A 15,345-nucleotide genomic window follows, 5' to 3' on the forward strand; every position below is an offset into this window, starting at 1 on the left:
AGGGATCGTTCGAAATGGAGCGTCTGCTTGGCGCGTTTGCTGAACATCATCGGCGCCGCCACCAGCGCCGGCGCCTATGCGCCGGGCCAGGAACGAGCCCCCGCGGCCTTCCGGCGGCACGGGCTGGCGGCGTCGCTGGCAAGCCGGGGCAGAACCATCCGGGACCATGGCGACGTGGCCTCGTTCCGATGGCGGCCGGATTTTTCGCGGCCGAACGCCATGAACCTGGAGGCAGTGCGCCACGCTTGCCAAGCGGTTGCAAACCGTGTGACGGCGACGATGGCTGCTCGGGAGGACGTGCTCGTCCTTGGAGGCGATTGCACCGTGGAGTTGGGAACGGTCGCCGGTGCGCGCGCGGCCGGCGTCCGGATCGGGCTCGTCTACATCGACTTCGACGCCGATCTCAACACGCCCGGCACCAGCGACGGCGCCCTGGACTGGACCGGCGTCGCCCACATGCTCGACCTTCCCGGATGCGAGGCTTCGCTTGCCGGTCTCGGCGGCATTGGTCCGATGCTCGCGCCCGCGCAGATCCTCTATTTCGGCGTCGAGAACATCACGCCGCCGGAGGCTGCAGCGATCAAGGAACACGCAATCGAGCTCATATCGCGCCATGAAGCTGTCGGCGACATCGAGGCGGCGGTAGCGCGCGCTGCCGGATGGGCGGCACATTTCGACTGCGTGCTCGTTCACTTCGACGTCGATGTCCTCGCCTTCGTCGACTTTCCGATCGCGGAAAATGTGCGCCGTTGCGACGGTCTCAGTCTGGAACAAGCCGGCTTCGTCCTGAAGCGGCTGGCCGCCTTGCCGCAATGGCGCTGTTTGACGATCACCGAGGTCAATCCGGACCATGCGCCGGAAGAGGCCGCTGCGTTCGCGCGCTTTAATGAGGTGCTTGCGGACGCCCTTGGCTAGCTCGGAAACCATCTCACAGTTTTTCGCCGGGCAACTCGCTCGCCTGCCTCACCCAGTCGGCGAATTGGGACTCGTCGAGCTGGTCCTCATGAATGTCGAGATAGCGCACCTCCGGATGCTTTGACGCGCCGGGCGGCACGGGATCCAGCGACGTGCCACGGAAGAACGTCACCTTCACGTATTTGGCGAAGACGTGGAAGCTGGCGAACCAGAGATCGTCCTCGACGCCGTAGAAGGGCGAATTCCATTTCACCGCCTTGCGCACATTGGGAACCGTGCGCTCGATGATCGCATCGAGGCGGCGCCCGACCTCGCTTTTCCAGCCCGGCATGGCGGCGATGTAGGCCCGCACGGGCGCATCGCCATAACCTTTCGGGATCTGCGGATTGCCGCCCGAAAGCAGCACCGGCTGGGCGCCCGCCGTCTTGCCCGCGGCAGCCGCGGAAGGCTTGCCCGGCGCCTTCGGCTTTTCCGGAGCCGGTTTCTTGCCAACGGCGCGCGACGGGCGCTTGGGCGTCGTGGGATCGGTCTTGCGGGTCATGGTCGGCTGCCTCTCAAAGAGGTTTCAGGACGAGCCTGCCATAGGCGATGAAGGCACATAGGGCAGCCACAACCAGCCAATAGATCATAGGACCGAAATTCGGGTCGCCGGAATAGATGTGCAAGGCGCAAAACAGCAGCATCTCCGCGGCTATCAGCGCCGCCGCGATCGGAACCAGCATGGCCAAGGGTTTGTAGAATGCCGGGAGAATCAGGCCCAGGGCGCAGATGAGCTCAAGGACGCTCATCGTCAGCCAAGCACCGTGCGGGATCGCGCTCAAGGAAGGCACGGTCTGCGCGGAATTGGAGAACTTCCAGACCGCGCCCGTCACGGTATGCAGGGCGAGCAGGATTTGAAGAACCCACAAGAGAATATTCATGTTACCTCCCGGCTCGCGATGAAGTGCCGCGGCTTACGTTCAGTCCAGCCGCTCCAGCACCTGCTCCAGATTGGCGAAGAAGCGCTGCCATCCGGCGATCGCGCCGCGGTAGTAGGACTGCTGGTCCGGCCGAAAACCCGACTGCTCCATGCGCAGAACCGTGCCCGTGGGCGTCGGTGTAAGCGTCCAGGTGATGACGCTCCTGAGGTCCTTGGTGTCCCAGGTATAGGATAGCGTCCTGTTCGGCTCGACCGCCAGAACTTCGCCGTCCACGGCGCCCCAGGCGGCGCTGAGATTGAAACGGCTGCCCTCCTCCGGCCTGAAATCGGTCTTCATCAGCCACTCCTCGATCAGGTGCGACTGCGTCAGTGCGCGCCAGATCCTTTGCGGCGGATGCGGGATTTCCCGCTCGATGACGACGGAGCGCGGTTCTGATTGCTTCATTGGTCCATCCTGTCGAGCAGGTTTTCGAGCTGGTCGAACTTGCTCTGCCAGAAGCCGGTCATCTCGTTCGCCCAATCGGTCAGCGGGGCGAGCGCACCCGCCTGCGCGCTGTAGTGGGTCTGGCGGCCATTGTGGCGGTCGCGCACCAGCCCGGCCTGCTTCAGCACGCCGAGATGTTTCGAGACGGCCGGCTGCGAGACACCGGCCCGCGCCGTCAGCGCGCCGACCGTCTGCTCGCCTTCGCGGCACAGGCGCTCGAAAATGGCCCGCCGCGTCGGATCGGCGAGCGTTCTGAACAGCATGTCCTGCGCGTCCGGCATTTTTCCTTGATTGATAACTTTTGGGCTATGGGATTGATCAATAACCGCCGGGATATGGATCGTCAACCGGCATTGGGAAGCCGCCACCGATTACCGGCTGGCTTGGCGTGACCGTTGTCACATCCGTTGCAACAGGCCCCGCTCCATGTTATACATGCCGTTATAACATGGAGGTCCCCATGAACACCGTCATCCGCAAGATCGGCAATTCCGAGGGCGTGATCCTGCCGAAGGAACTGCTCACAAAACTCAACCTGCAGGCCGGTGACAATGTCCTGATCGTGCAGGAGGGCGATGAGCTTCGCCTGCGCCGCGTCGAGGATTCGGCGGAGGAATTCGAGCGCAAGATGGCGGTCGCACGCGATCGCATGAAGAAATACGAAAAGGTCTATCGCGCGCTGGCGAAATGACCGAGTTCCATTCGCTCGACTTCATTCTCGCCCTGCATGCCGAGCAGTTGCGCCTGCATGGCGGAGCTGCCGGCGTGCGCGACGAAGGCATGCTGGATTCTGCGCTCAATCGGCCGCTGCAAAAACAGGCCTATGGCGACTCCGACTTGTGCGAACTGGCCGCCGCCTATCTTTTCGGCATCGCCAAGAACCACCCGTTCGTGGACGGCAACAAGCGTACCGCGTTGGCGGCAGCCGATACGTTTCTCTTCTTCAACGGACTTGAGCTGCAGGCCGGAGATGAAGACCTTATCCACTTCGTCCTGATGGTCGCCGCCGGCGAAATCGACGAGGACGGCGCCGCTGCCTTCTTCAGGGATCACACGGTTGCGCTTGAAGGCTGAGGCTGCCGTCTCAGCCTGCCTTCATCCCGACGATCTCGAATTCCTTGCCGTTGACGCTCGCCTCGTCGCCGACACCCTTGCCGAACAGCGCCCGGGCCATCGGCGAGACGTGGCTGATCGATCCCTGCGCGGCGTCGGCCTCGTCCTCGCCGACGATCCTCCAGGTGTGCCGCTTGCCGTCCTCTCCGAGCAGCGTCACCGTCATGCCGAAACGCACCACATCGGACCCTGGCTCGGGCACGGAAACCTCCGCCGTCTCGCGGCGGGACGTCCAATAGCGCAGGTCGCGCGACACCAGCGCAATGCGCTCGCGGTTGGACGAGCGCTCGGCCTCGCCGAGCTCTTCCCTCAGGCGGGCAAGTTCCTTCTCGATGTGCGCCAGGCCTTTCTCGGTGACGAGGTTGCGGTGCTGACTCACCGGCCGCTCGCCGATGTCGGCGATGGCCTCGTTGTCGTCTTCGCGTGTGAACGCCCTGCTCATCGACCAAATCTATGCCTTCGGCCGGTAGCCGGCAAGCCATTCGAGGACGACCGGCCGGTGGCACGTTTCGTGCTCCTCCCACCCAAAAGGCAGACAGGGTGTGCCGATGTTGAACAGACGCCACTTTCTGGCGGGCTCGGCCGGGCTTGCGGCCCCCGCGGCGCTGTCGCTGCCGGCGGCGGCGGTGCAGCGCCCGCCGGCAGGGATCGAGACGGCGCACCTGCGCGGCGCCATCAACGCCGCCGAGTCCGGTATCGCGCCGGGTGCCCTGGACGACCAGAGCAAGGCTTTCGCGAAGCTCCTGCGGAAGGCGGAAACCAGCGACGCCCCGATCTTCCTGCCGCCCGGCACCTATGTCGTCTCCAACATCACCTTGCCGCGCCGCGTGCAGCTCACCGGCGTGTCTGGCGCCACCCGCATCCTCTATGGCGGCGACGGCCATCTGCTCATGGCCGAGCACGGCGACCACATCGAACTGTCCGGCCTCGTGCTCGACGGCGCCAACCGCTGGATCGGCGAGTACGCGCATGGTCTCGTCGATCTGCGCCGCATCAGTCATCTCGTCGTCGACGATTGCCAGATCCTCGGCAGCGGCAGCAACGGCCTGGCACTCGAAGGCGTGTCCGGCCGCATCGAGCGGACGACCATCTCGGGAGCCGGGGAATCCGGTATCTATTCGGTCGAGGCCGGACGGCTGTCGATCGCCGGCAACAGCGTCACCGACTGCGCCAATGGCGGTATCCTGGTCCATCGCTGGCAGGCGGCCGACGATTTCACCATGGTGACGAACAATCGCGTCGAGCGCATCGCTGCGCGCAGGGGCGGCACCGGGCCCTATGGCAACGGCATCAACGCCTTCCGTGCCGACCATGTCATGATCGCCAACAATTCGATCGTGGACTGCGCCTTTTCCGCCATCCGCGCCAACAGCAGCGGTGACATCCAGATCGCCAACAATACGTGCGTGCGCAGCGGCGAGACCGCCATCTATGCCGAATTCGCCTTCGAGGGCGCGGTGATCGGCGGCAATGTCGTCAACGGCGCGGCAAACGGCATCTCCGTCGTGAACTATAACGAGGGCGGCCGTCTGGCGATCGTCAGCGGCAACATCGTGCGCAATCTCGTCACCGCCGGCCCCTACCCCGCCGACCCGCCCGGCTTCGGGGTAGGCATCACGGTGGAGGCCGACACCACCGTCACCGGCAATGTGATCGAGGAGGCTCCGCTCTACGGCATCAAGATCGGCTGGGGGCCCTATATGCGCAACGTCTCGGCGACCAGCAACGTCATCCGCAACAGCCATACCGGCATCGCCGTCAGCGTGGTCGAGGGTTGCGGGCCGGCGGTCATCGCCGACAACGTCGTCGAAGCCGCACCCGCCGGCGCGGTGGTCGGCTTCCGCTGGAGCGAGGCGGTCACCGGCGACATGGCCGAGACGGGCAGCGGCTACGGCCATCTCACCGTCGAACGCAACCACGTGAGCTGACGGGCTACCCCGTCAGCGCCGCGGCTGGGCGGACCAGGCCCACCGTCGCGCCCTTGCGGCTCAGCACCGGCGGGTGCGCCATCGCCATCAGCCTTCCGGCAAGATCGGCGTCATGGCCGCCGAGCAGCCGGGCCAGCACCGCGGCGATCATGGCGGCGGCGCCGCGCTCGCCGCCGTCGAGGCATTTCAGGGCGATGCCGCAGCCGAGTTCCGGCAGGGCGGCGCAGAAGACACCTTCGGCGCCGACCTTGACGAAGATTTTTCCGGGCGCCGCCTGCATCAGCCTGGTGTCGGCGCGGCCGGTCCCGGCGACGAAGAACGGTTCGGCCATGCAGGCAGCCAGCAGCCGCTTCGCCGCCTGGGCGCGTGCCGGCGCAAGCCCCTGCCCTGTCGCCATACGGGCGAAGCCGAGCGCCAGGCTTTTCAGCGGCACGGCATAGGTCGGAATGGAGCAGCCGTCGGTGGCGCCGTTCTCCTCGCCATGCCCGGCACCGGTCACCGCCTGCATCGCCTCGCGCACCATCTGCTGCGAGCGGTGGCCGGCCGCCACATAGCCGCGATGGTCGACGCCGAGATGGCGGCAGGTGCAGAGGAAGCCGGCATGCTTGCCGGAGCAGTTGTTGTGCAGACCGCCGGGCTCGCCACCCGAGCGTGCCAAAGCGAGGCTCGACTCGAAATGGCTCGGCCAGTGGACGCCGCACTCCAGGTCCGCCTCGTCGAGACCGGCGCTGGCGAGCATGGCCGCGGCCAGTTCGACATGGGCGGGCTCGCCGCCATGCGAGGCGCAGGCCAGCGCCAGCTCCCGGTCGCCGAAGCCGCAGGCGTCGGCAGCGCCGCTTTCCACCAGCGGCAACGCCTGGATCGCCTTCACCGCCGAGCGCGGAAACACCGGCTGGCCGACGTCGCCGATCTCCAGCACCGTCCTGCCGTCGGCATCGACCACTGCGACGGCGCCGCGATGCGCGCTCTCGACATGGCCGCCGCGCAGCACCTCGACCAGCACCGGATCGGTCACGATTTCACCATCTTCGATCGTCTCATTTCGGCGGGCGGGCGCCCTGTCCATCCTTGCCCCAAATGTCGAGGTTCCGCCAGATGCGGCTGGTCAAGCGCCTGTTTCTGTTCCTGCTCGTCGTCTTCGTGGCACCGGCTCTGGCGGCGATCGCCTGGTGGCAATTGGGCGAGCATCCCAGTTCGTGGCGCGACGCCGACTGGTCGTCCTCCGGCCTGCTGGCCGAGCCGCAAGACGACCCGGAAGCCGCCATCTACGTCATGGCGGCGCGCACCGGCGGGCTGAAGGGCGCGCTTTCCGTCCATAGCTGGATCGTCACCAAGGCGGCCGGGGCATCCTCCTACCAGCGCTACGACAAGGTCGGCTGGGGCTCGCCGGTGCGCCGCAACGGCTACCCCGCCGATGCGCGCTGGTATTCGAACCTGCCCACCGTCGTGCGCAAGATTTCCGGCGGCGAGGCCGAGCGGCTGATCCCCAAGGTCGAGGCGGCGATTGCCGCCTATCCCTATGGCAGACCCGGAGACTATCGAATCTGGCCCGGCCCGAACTCCAACAGCTTCGTCGCCCACGTCCTTGCCGCCGTGCCCGAGCTCGGCGCGAAAATGCCGTCCAACGCTACCGGCCGCGATTTCGCGCCGGGATTCGCGTCGGTCGCCTGGTTGCCGGGAACCCGCGATCTGCACGCGACGCTCGGCGGCTATCTCGGCTTTTCCGCAGGCATCACCAGCGGGCTGGAGATGCATTTCCTCGGCCTGGTCGCGGGAGTGGACATCACCGAACCGGGGCTGAAGATACCGGCCTTCGGGACGGTGTCGCTTTCGGGCGTGGCACAGGCGGCCACGGGCGGCCACGGCGACACAGCCGAATGATACTGTCTCACGCATCCAGCCTCCATCCTCGCCACGCCCTGCCTTCGCAGTCTGGCCATTGTTCAAAGAGCGCTCCCTGCCTCGGAGGGAAAAGTCGGGAAGCGGGGCGCTGGGCCGAGCCTCTTTAGTAAATATATGGCGCGGCCTTCGCGCCCCGCCGGCGATTTCGGGCCCTATCCCGTTCCGCTTCGCTATAGCTCCGGCTCCGGCTTCTTGCGTCGCCTCGGCTGGCCATGCCGCAGCACTCGTCCAGTGCGCCCCGCACATAGTTGCGGAGGAGGAACCTTCGGACGGGCCTCCCCGGGCGCGGGCTACGTCTTCCCGCACCGGAGGCGCCGGTCCCTCCCCACCAAACCACCGTCGCGACCGGCGTTCCCGCGGGAGGAACTGCCGGCAAGGATAAGGGAGGCGGAGATGTGGGGGATAAAAAGGCCGGGATTTTCGCGGCCACGGCTGTAAGCAACTGAACAGGCCGGAAAATATTCTCGGCTGCGGATTTTTCATCCCCAGGGATTGGGTGCCAAGCGCCCTCGTCCACGGCTTCAGGTTGGCAGCGAAGCCGTTGCGGCAGCCTCACCTGTCGCCGACGATCCCCGTCGGCAGAAATCCGCCGTCGACCACCAGCGTGTGGCCGTTGACGTAGCTTGCCTCCGGCGACAGCAGGAAGGCGACGGCGGCGGCCACCTCCTCCGGCTCGCCGTAGCGGCCCTGCGGGACATGGCGCAGCCACAGCCTGCGCTCTTCCACGCCGTGCAGGCGCGCCGTCATCGGGCTCTCGATCGGGCCCGGCGCCACGCAGTTCACCCGCACGCCGCGATGGCCGTATTCGGTGGCCATCACCTCCGACATCAGCTTCACGCCGGCCTTCGACGCGCCATAGGCGACCCGGCCGGCATTGGCGCGCAGGCCGGACACCGAGGCTATGTTGACGATCGACAGGCTGGCGCCCATGCGCTCCAGCGCCGCCTTGGCGGCAATGAAGGAGCCGACCAGGTTGACATCGAGGATCTGGCGGAACAGCTCGGCGCTCGTCTCCTCCACCGAAAGATCGCTGATGATGGCGGCCGAATTGACCAGGCCGCCGATCAGGCCGAGGCGGTCGATGACCGCATCGAAAGCCTCCGCCACCTCGTCCTCGTCGGTCACGTCGGCGGCCAGGAAGACCGCGTTCTCGTCTGAAAAAGCTTCTTCGGCCGTCGCCAGCGCCGCCTCGTCGGCATCGACCAGCGCGACCGGCCAGCCCTCGTCCAGCAGCCGCTTCACCACGGCCATGCCGATCCCCGAGGCGCCACCGGTCACGACGGCCGAGTGCTTCATCTGATGCGGTCGAGGATGGAGACGTAATTGGCGACCGCGGCACCGCCCATGTTGAAGATGCCGCCGAGCTTCGCGTCCTTCACCTGGATGCCGCCGGCCTCGCCGGTGAGCTGCATGGAGGTCAGCACATGCATCGATACGCCGGTGGCGCCGATCGGATGGCCTTTGGCCTTCAGCCCGCCCGACGGGTTGACGGGCAGCCGGCCGCCCTTCTCCGTCTGGCCCTCCAGCGCGACCTTGGCGCCCTGGCCGCGAGGCGCCAAACCCATCGCCTCGTATTCGATCAACTCGGCGATGGTGAAGCAGTCATGCGTCTCGACGAAGGAGAGATCGTCGAGCGTCACGCCGGCCGACTTCAACGCACGCGCCCACGCCTCCTCGCAGCCCTCGAACAAAAGAATGTCGCGCTTCGACATCGGCAGGAAGTCCTGCACGTGCTCGTTGGCGCGGAAAGCGACGGCGCGGCGCATGGAGAGCGCCGTGGTCGCGTCGGTCAACACCAGGGCTGCCGCGCCGTCCGACACCAGCGAGCAGTCGGTGCGCTTCAGCGGACCGGCGACGAACGGGTTCTTGTCGCTCTCCTGGCGGCAGAATTCGTAGCCGAAATCCCTGCGCATATGGGCATAAGGATTGTCGACGCCGTTCCTGTGGTTCTTCGCGGCGATCGCGGCAAGCGCGTCCGACTGGTCGCCATGTCGCTGGAAATAGGCCGCAGCGATCTTTCCGAACTGGCCGGCGAAGCCCGCGGGAATGTCGCCCTCCTCCGGCATATAGGAGGCACGGATCAGATTCTGCTGAACCTGAGGGCCCGGCGTGGTGGTCATCTGCTCGGCGCCGACGACCAGGACGAACTTCGCCGCTCCGACCTCGACCGCCCGGATGCCCTGCCGCACCGCCGCGGAACCGGTGGCGCAGGCGTTCTCGACGCGCGTGGCCGGCTTGAAGCGCAGCCGGTCGTCGGTCTGCAGGACGAGGCTCGCAGTAAAATCCTGCGGCGAGAAGCCCGCATTGAAATGCCCGAGCACGATCTCGCCGACGTCCTGCGGGCCGATGCCGGCATGCTCGAGCGCCTCGGCGGCCACCTTGGTGATCAGGCCCTCGAGCGTCTCGCCCTCCAGCTTGCCGAAACGCGAATGCGCCCAGCCGACGATGCATGCGGTCATGGCGACCTCCTCTGAGTAGTGCATGTTGCGCCAAAAACGGCGGAATTCCAACGCCGTCAAATCTGTTCAATCATGAACGGCTTTTGCAGTGCGGTAAAGATGGAAGTGGTTGTTCGGTGCCGCTTGGGTAACCGAAACAGGTCAGCCGATTTTTGTTGATTGACCCGTCAATAAAAAATAAATTCGCCGCAGGAGAAGACCAATGCCCAAGCTCGGAATGGAGCCGCTGCGCCGGCGTGCCCTCATCGATGCCGCGATCTCGGCGATCAGCGACCGCGGCACGCTCGACGTCACCATGTCCGACATCGCCGGCCGCGCCGGGGTGTCGTCGGCGCTCGCCCACCATTATTTCGGCGCCAAGGAGGACCTGCTGCAGGCGACGATGCGGCACCTGCTCGCCGATCTCGGCCGCGACACGGTGGCGGCGCTGGCCAAGACCCGCACGCCGCGCGAGCGCATCTCCGCGGTGGTGCGCGTCAACCTCTCCGTCAGCCAGTTCCGCCAGGAGACCGTGCACGCCTGGCTTGCCTTCTATGGGGAGGCGCAGAAGTCGACGCCGCTGCGCCGGTTGCTGCGCGTCTACAGCCGCCGGCTCTACTCCAACCTGATGAGCGGGCTCGTGCCTCTCACCGGGCGCCGCGAGGCCGAGCGCATGGCCGAAACCATCGCAGCCATGATCGACGGGCTCTACATTCGCCGCGCCCTGCGCGACGGCCTTCCGCACCCGATCAGCGCCACGGCGCTGGTCGAGGACTATGTCGAGACCAAGCTGAAGCAGTGCAGCACATGACCCGGCGTCCCAACATCCTCATCCTGATGGTCGACCAGCTTGCTGGCACGCTGTTTCCGGACGGCCCGGCGGATTTCCTTCACGTGCCGAATCTGAAGGCGCTAGCAAGCCGTTGCGCGCGCTTCGCAAACAACTACACGGCGTCGCCGTTATGCGCGCCGGGCCGCGCCGCCTTCATGAGCGGCCAGCTGCCGTCGCGCACCGGCGTCTACGACAATGCCGCCGAGTTCGCCTCGTCGGTCCCAACCTTCGCGCATCATCTGCGTGCCGCCGGCTATTCGACCTGCCTCTCCGGAAAAATGCATTTCGTCGGCCCCGACCAACTGCACGGCTTCGAGGAGCGGCTGACGACCGACATCTATCCCGCCGATTTCGGCTGGACGCCGGACTACAGAAAACCCGGCGAGCGCATCGACTGGTGGTACCACAATCTCGGCTCGGTCACCGGTGCGGGCGTCGCCGAGATCACCAACCAGCTCGAATATGACGACGAGGTCGCCTTCCACGCGATCCAGAAGCTCTACGACCATGCCCGGCATTGCGACGACGCGGAGCGCCGGCCGTGGTGCCTCACGGTCTCCTTCACCCATCCGCACGATCCCTATGTGGCGCGGCGCAAGCATTGGGACCTCTACGAGGACTGCCCGGCGCTCGACCCGGCTGTCCCCTTCATCGCGCGCGAAAAACAGGACCCGCATTCGCAGCGCCTCTACGACGCCAGCGACTACGGCAGCTTCGACATCACGGCGGAAGACATGCGCCGCTCACGGCGCGGCTATTTCGCCTCGATCTCCTACATCGACGAGAAGGTCGGCGAGATTCTCGGCGTGCTCGAAGCGACACGGATGCGCGACGACACCGTCGTCGTTTTCTGTTCCGACCATGGCGACATGCTCGGCGAGCGCGGCCTGTGGTTCAAGATGAATTTCTTCGAGGGCTCGGCGCGGGTGCCGCTGATGATCGCCGGCAGGGGCATTCCGGCCGGCCTGGTCGAGACGCCGGTCTCCAATCTCGACATCGCGCCGACGCTCTGCGACCTCGCCGGCATCGACATCGGCGCCATCCGCCCGTGGACCGACGGCGAAACGCTGGTTCCGCTGATGAAAGGGCAGCCGCGTACGACGCCGGTGCTGATGGAATATGCCGCCGAGGGCTCGCAGGCGCCGCTGGTGGCCATCCGCGAGGGCCGCTACAAGTTCGTGCATTGCGAGATCGACCCGCCGCAACTGTTTGATCTTGAATCGGATCCGCTCGAGCTGAAGAACCTCGCCGCCGACCCGGCCAATGCGGCACTGGTCGAGGACTTCATGGCCAAGGTGCGCGCCCGCTGGGACATGGCGGCCTTCGACGCCGCCGTGCGCGAGAACCAGGCGCGGCGCTGGGTGGTCTATCCCGCGCTGCGCAACGGCGCCTACTACCCCTGGGAATTCCAGCCGCTGCAAAAGGCGTCCGAGCGCTACATGCGCAACCACATGGACCTCAACGTGCTCGAAGAGCGCAAGCGTTTCCCGCGAGGAGAGTGAGATGATCACCGTCTGGGGCAGAGCCACCTCCGTCAACGTGCAGACCGTCATGTGGGCGCTGGCCGAGCTCGGCCTCGACAGCGAGCGCCACGACGTGGGCGGCGCCTTCGGCGGCAACGACACGCCGGACTTCCTCGCCATGAACCCCAACGGGCTGGTGCCGGTGCTGCGCGACGGCGATGGGCCGTTCCTGTGGGAGAGCGCGGCGATCGTGCGCTATCTCGGCGCCGGCTATGGCGACGGACAGTTCTGGCCGGTCTCGCCCGCGGCGCGCGCCACGGTCGACAAATGGGCGGAGTGGATCAAGACCAGCTTCGGCCCGGCCTTCCTCACCGGCATCTTCTGGCCGTCGATCGCCGTGCCCGAAGCCAAGCGCGACCTGGCGGCGATCGCGGCTGCGGAGAAGCGGCTGAAGACGCTCGCCGCCATGCTCGACGCGCGGCTGGCCGAGGGCGCCTATCTCGGCGGCGAGGATGTCTGCTTCGCCGACATGGTGGTGGGCGCGCCGCTCTACCGCTATTACACGCTCGATTTCGAACGCGCCGACACGCCCAACCTGCGCGCCTACTACGAGCGGCTCACCGCAAGGCCGGCCTATGCCGAGCACGTCATGGTCTCCTACGACAGTCTGAGGGCGAAATGATCCCCGATCTCGACCATCTTAGGCGCGCCTACGCGGCGACGTCGAAGGCCACGCAGGTCACGCCGATGCTGGAATCGGGGGCGCTGGCCGCGCGAACCGGCGCGGCGCGCGTCTTCGTCAAGCCGGAATCGCTGCAATGGGCCGGCTCCTTCAAGGTGCGCGGCGCCTACTGGCGGCTCAAGCAGCTTTCGCCCGACGAGGCGAAGCGCGGCGTGGTCGCCTATTCCTCCGGCAATTTCGCGCAGGGGCTCGCCGCCGCCGGCCAGGCGCTCGGCATTCCCGTCACCATCGTCATGCCGATCGACGCGCCGGCCGCCAAGCGCGACGCCACCGCCGGCTACGGCGCCACCGTGGTCGTCACCGACCACGGCCAGCGGGCGCGGGAAGAAGTCGCCTCCGAGCGGGCCCGGCAGATCGCGGCGGAAGAAAACCTCGTGCTGCTCCATCCGTTCGACGATCCTGAGATCGTCGCCGGCCAGGGCGGCGCCGGGCTGGAGGCGCTGGACCAGCTTGCCGCGCGCGGCGCCGAGGCCGAAGTCCTGTTCTGCCCGGTCGGCGGCGGCGGACTGATCGGCGGCGTGGCGCTCGCCTTCCATTATCTCTCACCGCAGACCGCGATCCACGGCGTCGAGCCCGAGGGTTTCAACGGCATGGGCAATTCGATCGCCCATGGCGGGATCGAGACCATGCCGCTGGTGGCGCCGTCGATCTGCGACGGGCTGATGGCGCGGCGGCCGGGCGTGGCGCCCTTCGCGGCAGCGCAGGCCGCCGGCGTGCGGGGCATGACTGTCAGCGACAGCGCGGTGCGCACCGCCATGAAGATCGCCTTCGAGCGGCTGAAGCTGGTGCTCGAGCCGTCGGGCGCGGCCTCGCTGGCGGCGCTGCTCTCCGGCCAGGTCGATGTCAAGGGCAAGAACGTGCTCGTCATCGCCAGCGGCGGCAACGTCTCGCTCGCCGACTTCACAAGACACGTCGCCGATGCTTGAGGCGGATTTCGTCATCGTCGGCTCGGGCTCGGCCGGCTCGGCCATGGCCTATCGCCTTTCGGAGGACGGAAAGCACTCCGTCATCGTCATCGAATTTGGCGGCACCGACATCGGCCCGCTTATCCAGATGCCGTCGGCGCTGTCCTTCCCGATGAATATGAGCCTCTACGACTGGGGTTTTGCCAGCGAGCCGGAGCCGCATCTCGGTCGCCGCGTGCTCGCCACCCCGCGGGGCAAGGTTCTGGGCGGCTCCTCCTCGATCAACGGCATGGTCTATGTGCGCGGCCATGCCGGCGACTTCGACCACTGGGCGGAATCCGGCGCCACCGGCTGGAGTTATGCCGACGTGCTGCCCTATTTCAAGCGCATGGAGAACGTGCGCGGCGGCGAGGACGGCTGGCGCGGCACCGACGGTCCGCTCCATGTGCAGCGCGGCGCCCGCAAGAACCCGCTCTATGCCGCCTTCGTCGAGGCTGGCGCCGAGGCCGGCTTCGAGCTCACCGACGACTACAACGGCTCCAAACAGGAAGGTTTCGGCGCGATGGAGCAGACCATCCATCGCGGCCGCCGCTGGTCCGCCGCCAACGCCTATCTGCGGCCCGCGCTGAAGCGGCAGAACGTGAGTCTCGTCAAAGGCTTCGCGCGAAAAATTGTCATCGAGAACCACCGCGCCGTAGGCGTCGAGATCGAGACGGGAAAGCGGATCCTAACCATCCGCGCCCGCCGCGAAGTGATCGTCGCGGCCTCCTCGATCAACTCGCCGAAGCTGCTGATGCTGTCCGGCATCGGCCCGGCCGCGCAGCTCAGGGCCAACGGCATCGAGGTGGTGGCGGACCGCCCGGGCGTCGGCGCCAATTTGCAGGATCACCTCGAGCTCTACATCCAGCAGGAAGCAACGCAGCCGGTCACGCTCTATTCGGTGCTGAACCCCTTCTCAAAGGCGATGATCGGCGCCGAATGGCTGTTCTTCAAGACCGGCCTCGGCGCCACCAATCATTTCGAGGCCGCGGCCTTCGTGCGCTCGAAGGCGGGCGTGGATTACCCCGATATCCAGTTCCACTTCCTGCCGGCGGCGATCCGCTACGACGGCAAGTCGGCCGCCAAGTCGCACGGTTTTCAGGCGCATGTCGGGCCGATGCGCTCGAAGTCGCGCGGCACCGTCAGCCTGCGCTCGCCCGATCCCCGGGCGAAACCGGTGATCCGCTTCAACTACATGTCGCACGCCGAGGACTGGGCCGATTTCCGCCACTGCATCCGGCTGACCCGCGAAATCTTCGGCCAGCCCGCCTTCCAGGCCTATCGCGGCGCCGAACTGTCGCCGGGATCGCATGTGCAGAGCGACGACGAACTCGATGCCTTCATCCGCGAGCACGCCGAGAGCGCCTACCACCCCTGCGGCACCTGCCGCATGGGCCGCGCCGATGACCTGACGAGCGTCGTCGACCCCGAATGCCGGGTCATAGGCGTAGACGGCCTGCGCGTCGCCGATTCCTCGATCTTCCCGCGTGTCACCAACGGCAATCTCAACGCGCCGTCGATCATGACCGGCGAGAAGGCCGCCGACCACATCCTCGGCCGCGCGCCGCTGCCGCCCTCCAACCAGCAGCCGTGGTACAATCCGCGCTGGCGCGAGAGCGACCGGTGAGGCCGCTCCCGCTGGCGTCCGCAGGCAAACGCCGCTAG

General features: G+C 66.7%; 18 protein-coding genes. 10 read left to right on the top strand and 8 right to left on the bottom strand.

Translation table 11 applies throughout. The annotated features are described in order from the left end of the window. Window positions 1-27 precede the first annotated feature (27 nt). Entirely contained in the window at window positions 28-915 is an 888-nt protein-coding gene (locus tag AC5JDC_RS04470; RefSeq protein ID WP_495839476.1) for an arginase family protein, read from the top strand. A 13-nt stretch (window positions 916-928) separates the two neighbouring features. On the opposite strand, the gene AC5JDC_RS04475 is transcribed toward AC5JDC_RS04470, so the two are convergent. Genes AC5JDC_RS04475 through AC5JDC_RS04490 form a run of 4 tightly spaced genes read right to left on the bottom strand, consistent with a single transcriptional unit; the run spans window position 929 to window position 2,599 of the window. Further along, window positions 929-1,456, bottom strand: a complete 528-nt coding sequence (locus AC5JDC_RS04475) for a DUF1801 domain-containing protein (protein WP_495839477.1) — start codon at window positions 1,454-1,456, stop codon at window positions 929-931. Window positions 1,457-1,469: 13 nt separating this feature from the next. Then, window positions 1,470-1,835 carry a DoxX family protein gene (locus AC5JDC_RS04480; RefSeq protein ID WP_495839479.1) on the bottom strand — a complete coding sequence of 122 codons (366 nt, stop codon included), beginning with the start codon at window positions 1,833-1,835 and terminating at the stop codon, window positions 1,470-1,472. A 39-nt stretch (window positions 1,836-1,874) separates the two neighbouring features. Next, window positions 1,875-2,279 (bottom strand): SRPBCC family protein, encoded by a 405-nt coding sequence (locus AC5JDC_RS04485; protein ID WP_495839481.1) that lies wholly within the window; start codon window positions 2,277-2,279, stop codon window positions 1,875-1,877. Further along, the gene (locus AC5JDC_RS04490) at window positions 2,276-2,599 is read right to left on the bottom strand and encodes an ArsR/SmtB family transcription factor (RefSeq protein WP_495839483.1); all 324 of its coding nucleotides are present in this window, start codon (window positions 2,597-2,599) and stop codon (window positions 2,276-2,278) included. Before AC5JDC_RS04490 ends, AC5JDC_RS04485 begins: the two co-directional genes overlap by 4 nt. Before the next feature lie 179 nt (window positions 2,600-2,778). Here AC5JDC_RS04490 and AC5JDC_RS04495 point away from each other — a divergent pair, with 179 nt between their 5' ends. Further along, on the top strand, window positions 2,779-3,009 hold the full coding sequence (locus tag AC5JDC_RS04495; protein WP_106774828.1) for an AbrB/MazE/SpoVT family DNA-binding domain-containing protein: 231 nt from the start codon (window positions 2,779-2,781) through the stop codon (window positions 3,007-3,009). Further along, the gene (locus AC5JDC_RS04500) at window positions 3,006-3,392 is read left to right on the top strand and encodes a type II toxin-antitoxin system death-on-curing family toxin (protein ID WP_495839486.1); all 387 of its coding nucleotides are present in this window, start codon (window positions 3,006-3,008) and stop codon (window positions 3,390-3,392) included. The genes AC5JDC_RS04495 and AC5JDC_RS04500 overlap by 4 nt, the downstream gene beginning before the upstream one ends. A 10-nt stretch (window positions 3,393-3,402) precedes the next feature. Here the strand turns inward: AC5JDC_RS04500 and greA are convergent, their stop codons facing one another. Then, entirely contained in the window at window positions 3,403-3,873 is a 471-nt protein-coding gene (gene greA / locus AC5JDC_RS04505) for a transcription elongation factor GreA (RefSeq protein ID WP_495839488.1), read from the bottom strand. 106 nt (window positions 3,874-3,979) lie between these two features. Between greA and AC5JDC_RS04510 the strand changes: the two genes are divergently transcribed. Continuing rightward, window positions 3,980-5,359 carry a TIGR03808 family TAT-translocated repetitive protein gene (locus AC5JDC_RS04510; RefSeq protein WP_495839490.1) on the top strand — a complete coding sequence of 460 codons (1,380 nt, stop codon included), beginning with the start codon at window positions 3,980-3,982 and terminating at the stop codon, window positions 5,357-5,359. Window positions 5,360-5,363: 4 nt separating this feature from the next. On the opposite strand, the gene AC5JDC_RS04515 is transcribed toward AC5JDC_RS04510, so the two are convergent. Next, on the bottom strand, window positions 5,364-6,374 hold the full coding sequence (locus tag AC5JDC_RS04515) for an asparaginase (RefSeq protein WP_495839492.1): 1,011 nt from the start codon (window positions 6,372-6,374) through the stop codon (window positions 5,364-5,366). Window positions 6,375-6,454: 80 nt separating this feature from the next. Here AC5JDC_RS04515 and AC5JDC_RS04520 point away from each other — a divergent pair, with 80 nt between their 5' ends. Continuing rightward, window positions 6,455-7,240 (top strand): DUF3750 domain-containing protein, encoded by a 786-nt coding sequence (locus tag AC5JDC_RS04520; RefSeq protein WP_495839494.1) that lies wholly within the window; start codon window positions 6,455-6,457, stop codon window positions 7,238-7,240. 573 nt (window positions 7,241-7,813) lie between these two features. Here the strand turns inward: AC5JDC_RS04520 and AC5JDC_RS04525 are convergent. Together AC5JDC_RS04525 and AC5JDC_RS04530 are read right to left on the bottom strand one after the other, a co-directional pair. Continuing rightward, the gene (locus AC5JDC_RS04525; RefSeq protein WP_495839496.1) at window positions 7,814-8,557 is read right to left on the bottom strand and encodes an SDR family NAD(P)-dependent oxidoreductase; all 744 of its coding nucleotides are present in this window, start codon (window positions 8,555-8,557) and stop codon (window positions 7,814-7,816) included. Next, the gene (locus AC5JDC_RS04530) at window positions 8,554-9,720 is read right to left on the bottom strand and encodes an acetyl-CoA acetyltransferase (RefSeq protein WP_495839498.1); all 1,167 of its coding nucleotides are present in this window, start codon (window positions 9,718-9,720) and stop codon (window positions 8,554-8,556) included. The genes AC5JDC_RS04525 and AC5JDC_RS04530 overlap by 4 nt, the downstream gene beginning before the upstream one ends. A 202-nt stretch (window positions 9,721-9,922) precedes the next feature. Between AC5JDC_RS04530 and betI the strand changes: the two genes are divergently transcribed. The 5 genes from betI to betA are packed head-to-tail and all read left to right on the top strand — an operon-like array spanning window position 9,923 to window position 15,307. Beyond that, on the top strand, window positions 9,923-10,510 hold the full coding sequence (gene betI, locus AC5JDC_RS04535) for a transcriptional regulator BetI (protein WP_495839500.1): 588 nt from the start codon (window positions 9,923-9,925) through the stop codon (window positions 10,508-10,510). After that, window positions 10,507-12,033: a choline-sulfatase gene (betC, locus tag AC5JDC_RS04540; RefSeq protein WP_495839502.1), complete on the top strand. Its 1,527-nt coding sequence runs from the start codon at window positions 10,507-10,509 to the stop codon at window positions 12,031-12,033. The genes betI and betC overlap by 4 nt, the downstream gene beginning before the upstream one ends. A 1-nt stretch (window position 12,034) precedes the next feature. After that, entirely contained in the window at window positions 12,035-12,676 is a 642-nt protein-coding gene (locus AC5JDC_RS04545; RefSeq protein ID WP_495839504.1) for a glutathione S-transferase family protein, read from the top strand. Further along, the gene (locus tag AC5JDC_RS04550) at window positions 12,673-13,662 is read left to right on the top strand and encodes a threonine/serine dehydratase family protein (protein ID WP_495839506.1); all 990 of its coding nucleotides are present in this window, start codon (window positions 12,673-12,675) and stop codon (window positions 13,660-13,662) included. Before AC5JDC_RS04545 ends, AC5JDC_RS04550 begins: the two co-directional genes overlap by 4 nt. Further along, entirely contained in the window at window positions 13,655-15,307 is a 1,653-nt protein-coding gene (gene betA, locus AC5JDC_RS04555; protein ID WP_495839508.1) for a choline dehydrogenase, read from the top strand. Before AC5JDC_RS04550 ends, betA begins: the two co-directional genes overlap by 8 nt. The last annotated feature ends 38 nt before the right edge of the window (window positions 15,308-15,345 follow it).

The sequence above is a fragment of the Kumtagia sp. genome (assembly GCF_059502445.1).

Coding starts and splice junctions, on each gene's coding strand:
- AC5JDC_RS04490 (WP_495839483.1), bottom strand. CDS start 2,599: ATGCCGGACGCGCAGGACATGCTGTTCAGAACGCTCGCCGATCCGACG.
- betI (WP_495839500.1), top strand. CDS start 9,923: ATGCCCAAGCTCGGAATGGAGCCGCTGCGCCGGCGTGCCCTCATCGAT.
- AC5JDC_RS04500 (WP_495839486.1), top strand. CDS start 3,006: ATGACCGAGTTCCATTCGCTCGACTTCATTCTCGCCCTGCATGCCGAG.
- AC5JDC_RS04495 (WP_106774828.1), top strand. CDS start 2,779: ATGAACACCGTCATCCGCAAGATCGGCAATTCCGAGGGCGTGATCCTG.
- betA (WP_495839508.1), top strand. CDS start 13,655: ATGCTTGAGGCGGATTTCGTCATCGTCGGCTCGGGCTCGGCCGGCTCG.
- AC5JDC_RS04480 (WP_495839479.1), bottom strand. CDS start 1,835: ATGAATATTCTCTTGTGGGTTCTTCAAATCCTGCTCGCCCTGCATACC.
- AC5JDC_RS04550 (WP_495839506.1), top strand. CDS start 12,673: ATGATCCCCGATCTCGACCATCTTAGGCGCGCCTACGCGGCGACGTCG.
- greA (WP_495839488.1), bottom strand. CDS start 3,873: ATGAGCAGGGCGTTCACACGCGAAGACGACAACGAGGCCATCGCCGAC.
- AC5JDC_RS04525 (WP_495839496.1), bottom strand. CDS start 8,557: ATGAAGCACTCGGCCGTCGTGACCGGTGGCGCCTCGGGGATCGGCATG.
- AC5JDC_RS04520 (WP_495839494.1), top strand. CDS start 6,455: ATGCGGCTGGTCAAGCGCCTGTTTCTGTTCCTGCTCGTCGTCTTCGTG.
- AC5JDC_RS04485 (WP_495839481.1), bottom strand. CDS start 2,279: ATGAAGCAATCAGAACCGCGCTCCGTCGTCATCGAGCGGGAAATCCCG.
- AC5JDC_RS04475 (WP_495839477.1), bottom strand. CDS start 1,456: ATGACCCGCAAGACCGATCCCACGACGCCCAAGCGCCCGTCGCGCGCC.
- AC5JDC_RS04545 (WP_495839504.1), top strand. CDS start 12,035: ATGATCACCGTCTGGGGCAGAGCCACCTCCGTCAACGTGCAGACCGTC.
- AC5JDC_RS04530 (WP_495839498.1), bottom strand. CDS start 9,720: ATGACCGCATGCATCGTCGGCTGGGCGCATTCGCGTTTCGGCAAGCTG.
- betC (WP_495839502.1), top strand. CDS start 10,507: ATGACCCGGCGTCCCAACATCCTCATCCTGATGGTCGACCAGCTTGCT.
- AC5JDC_RS04510 (WP_495839490.1), top strand. CDS start 3,980: ATGTTGAACAGACGCCACTTTCTGGCGGGCTCGGCCGGGCTTGCGGCC.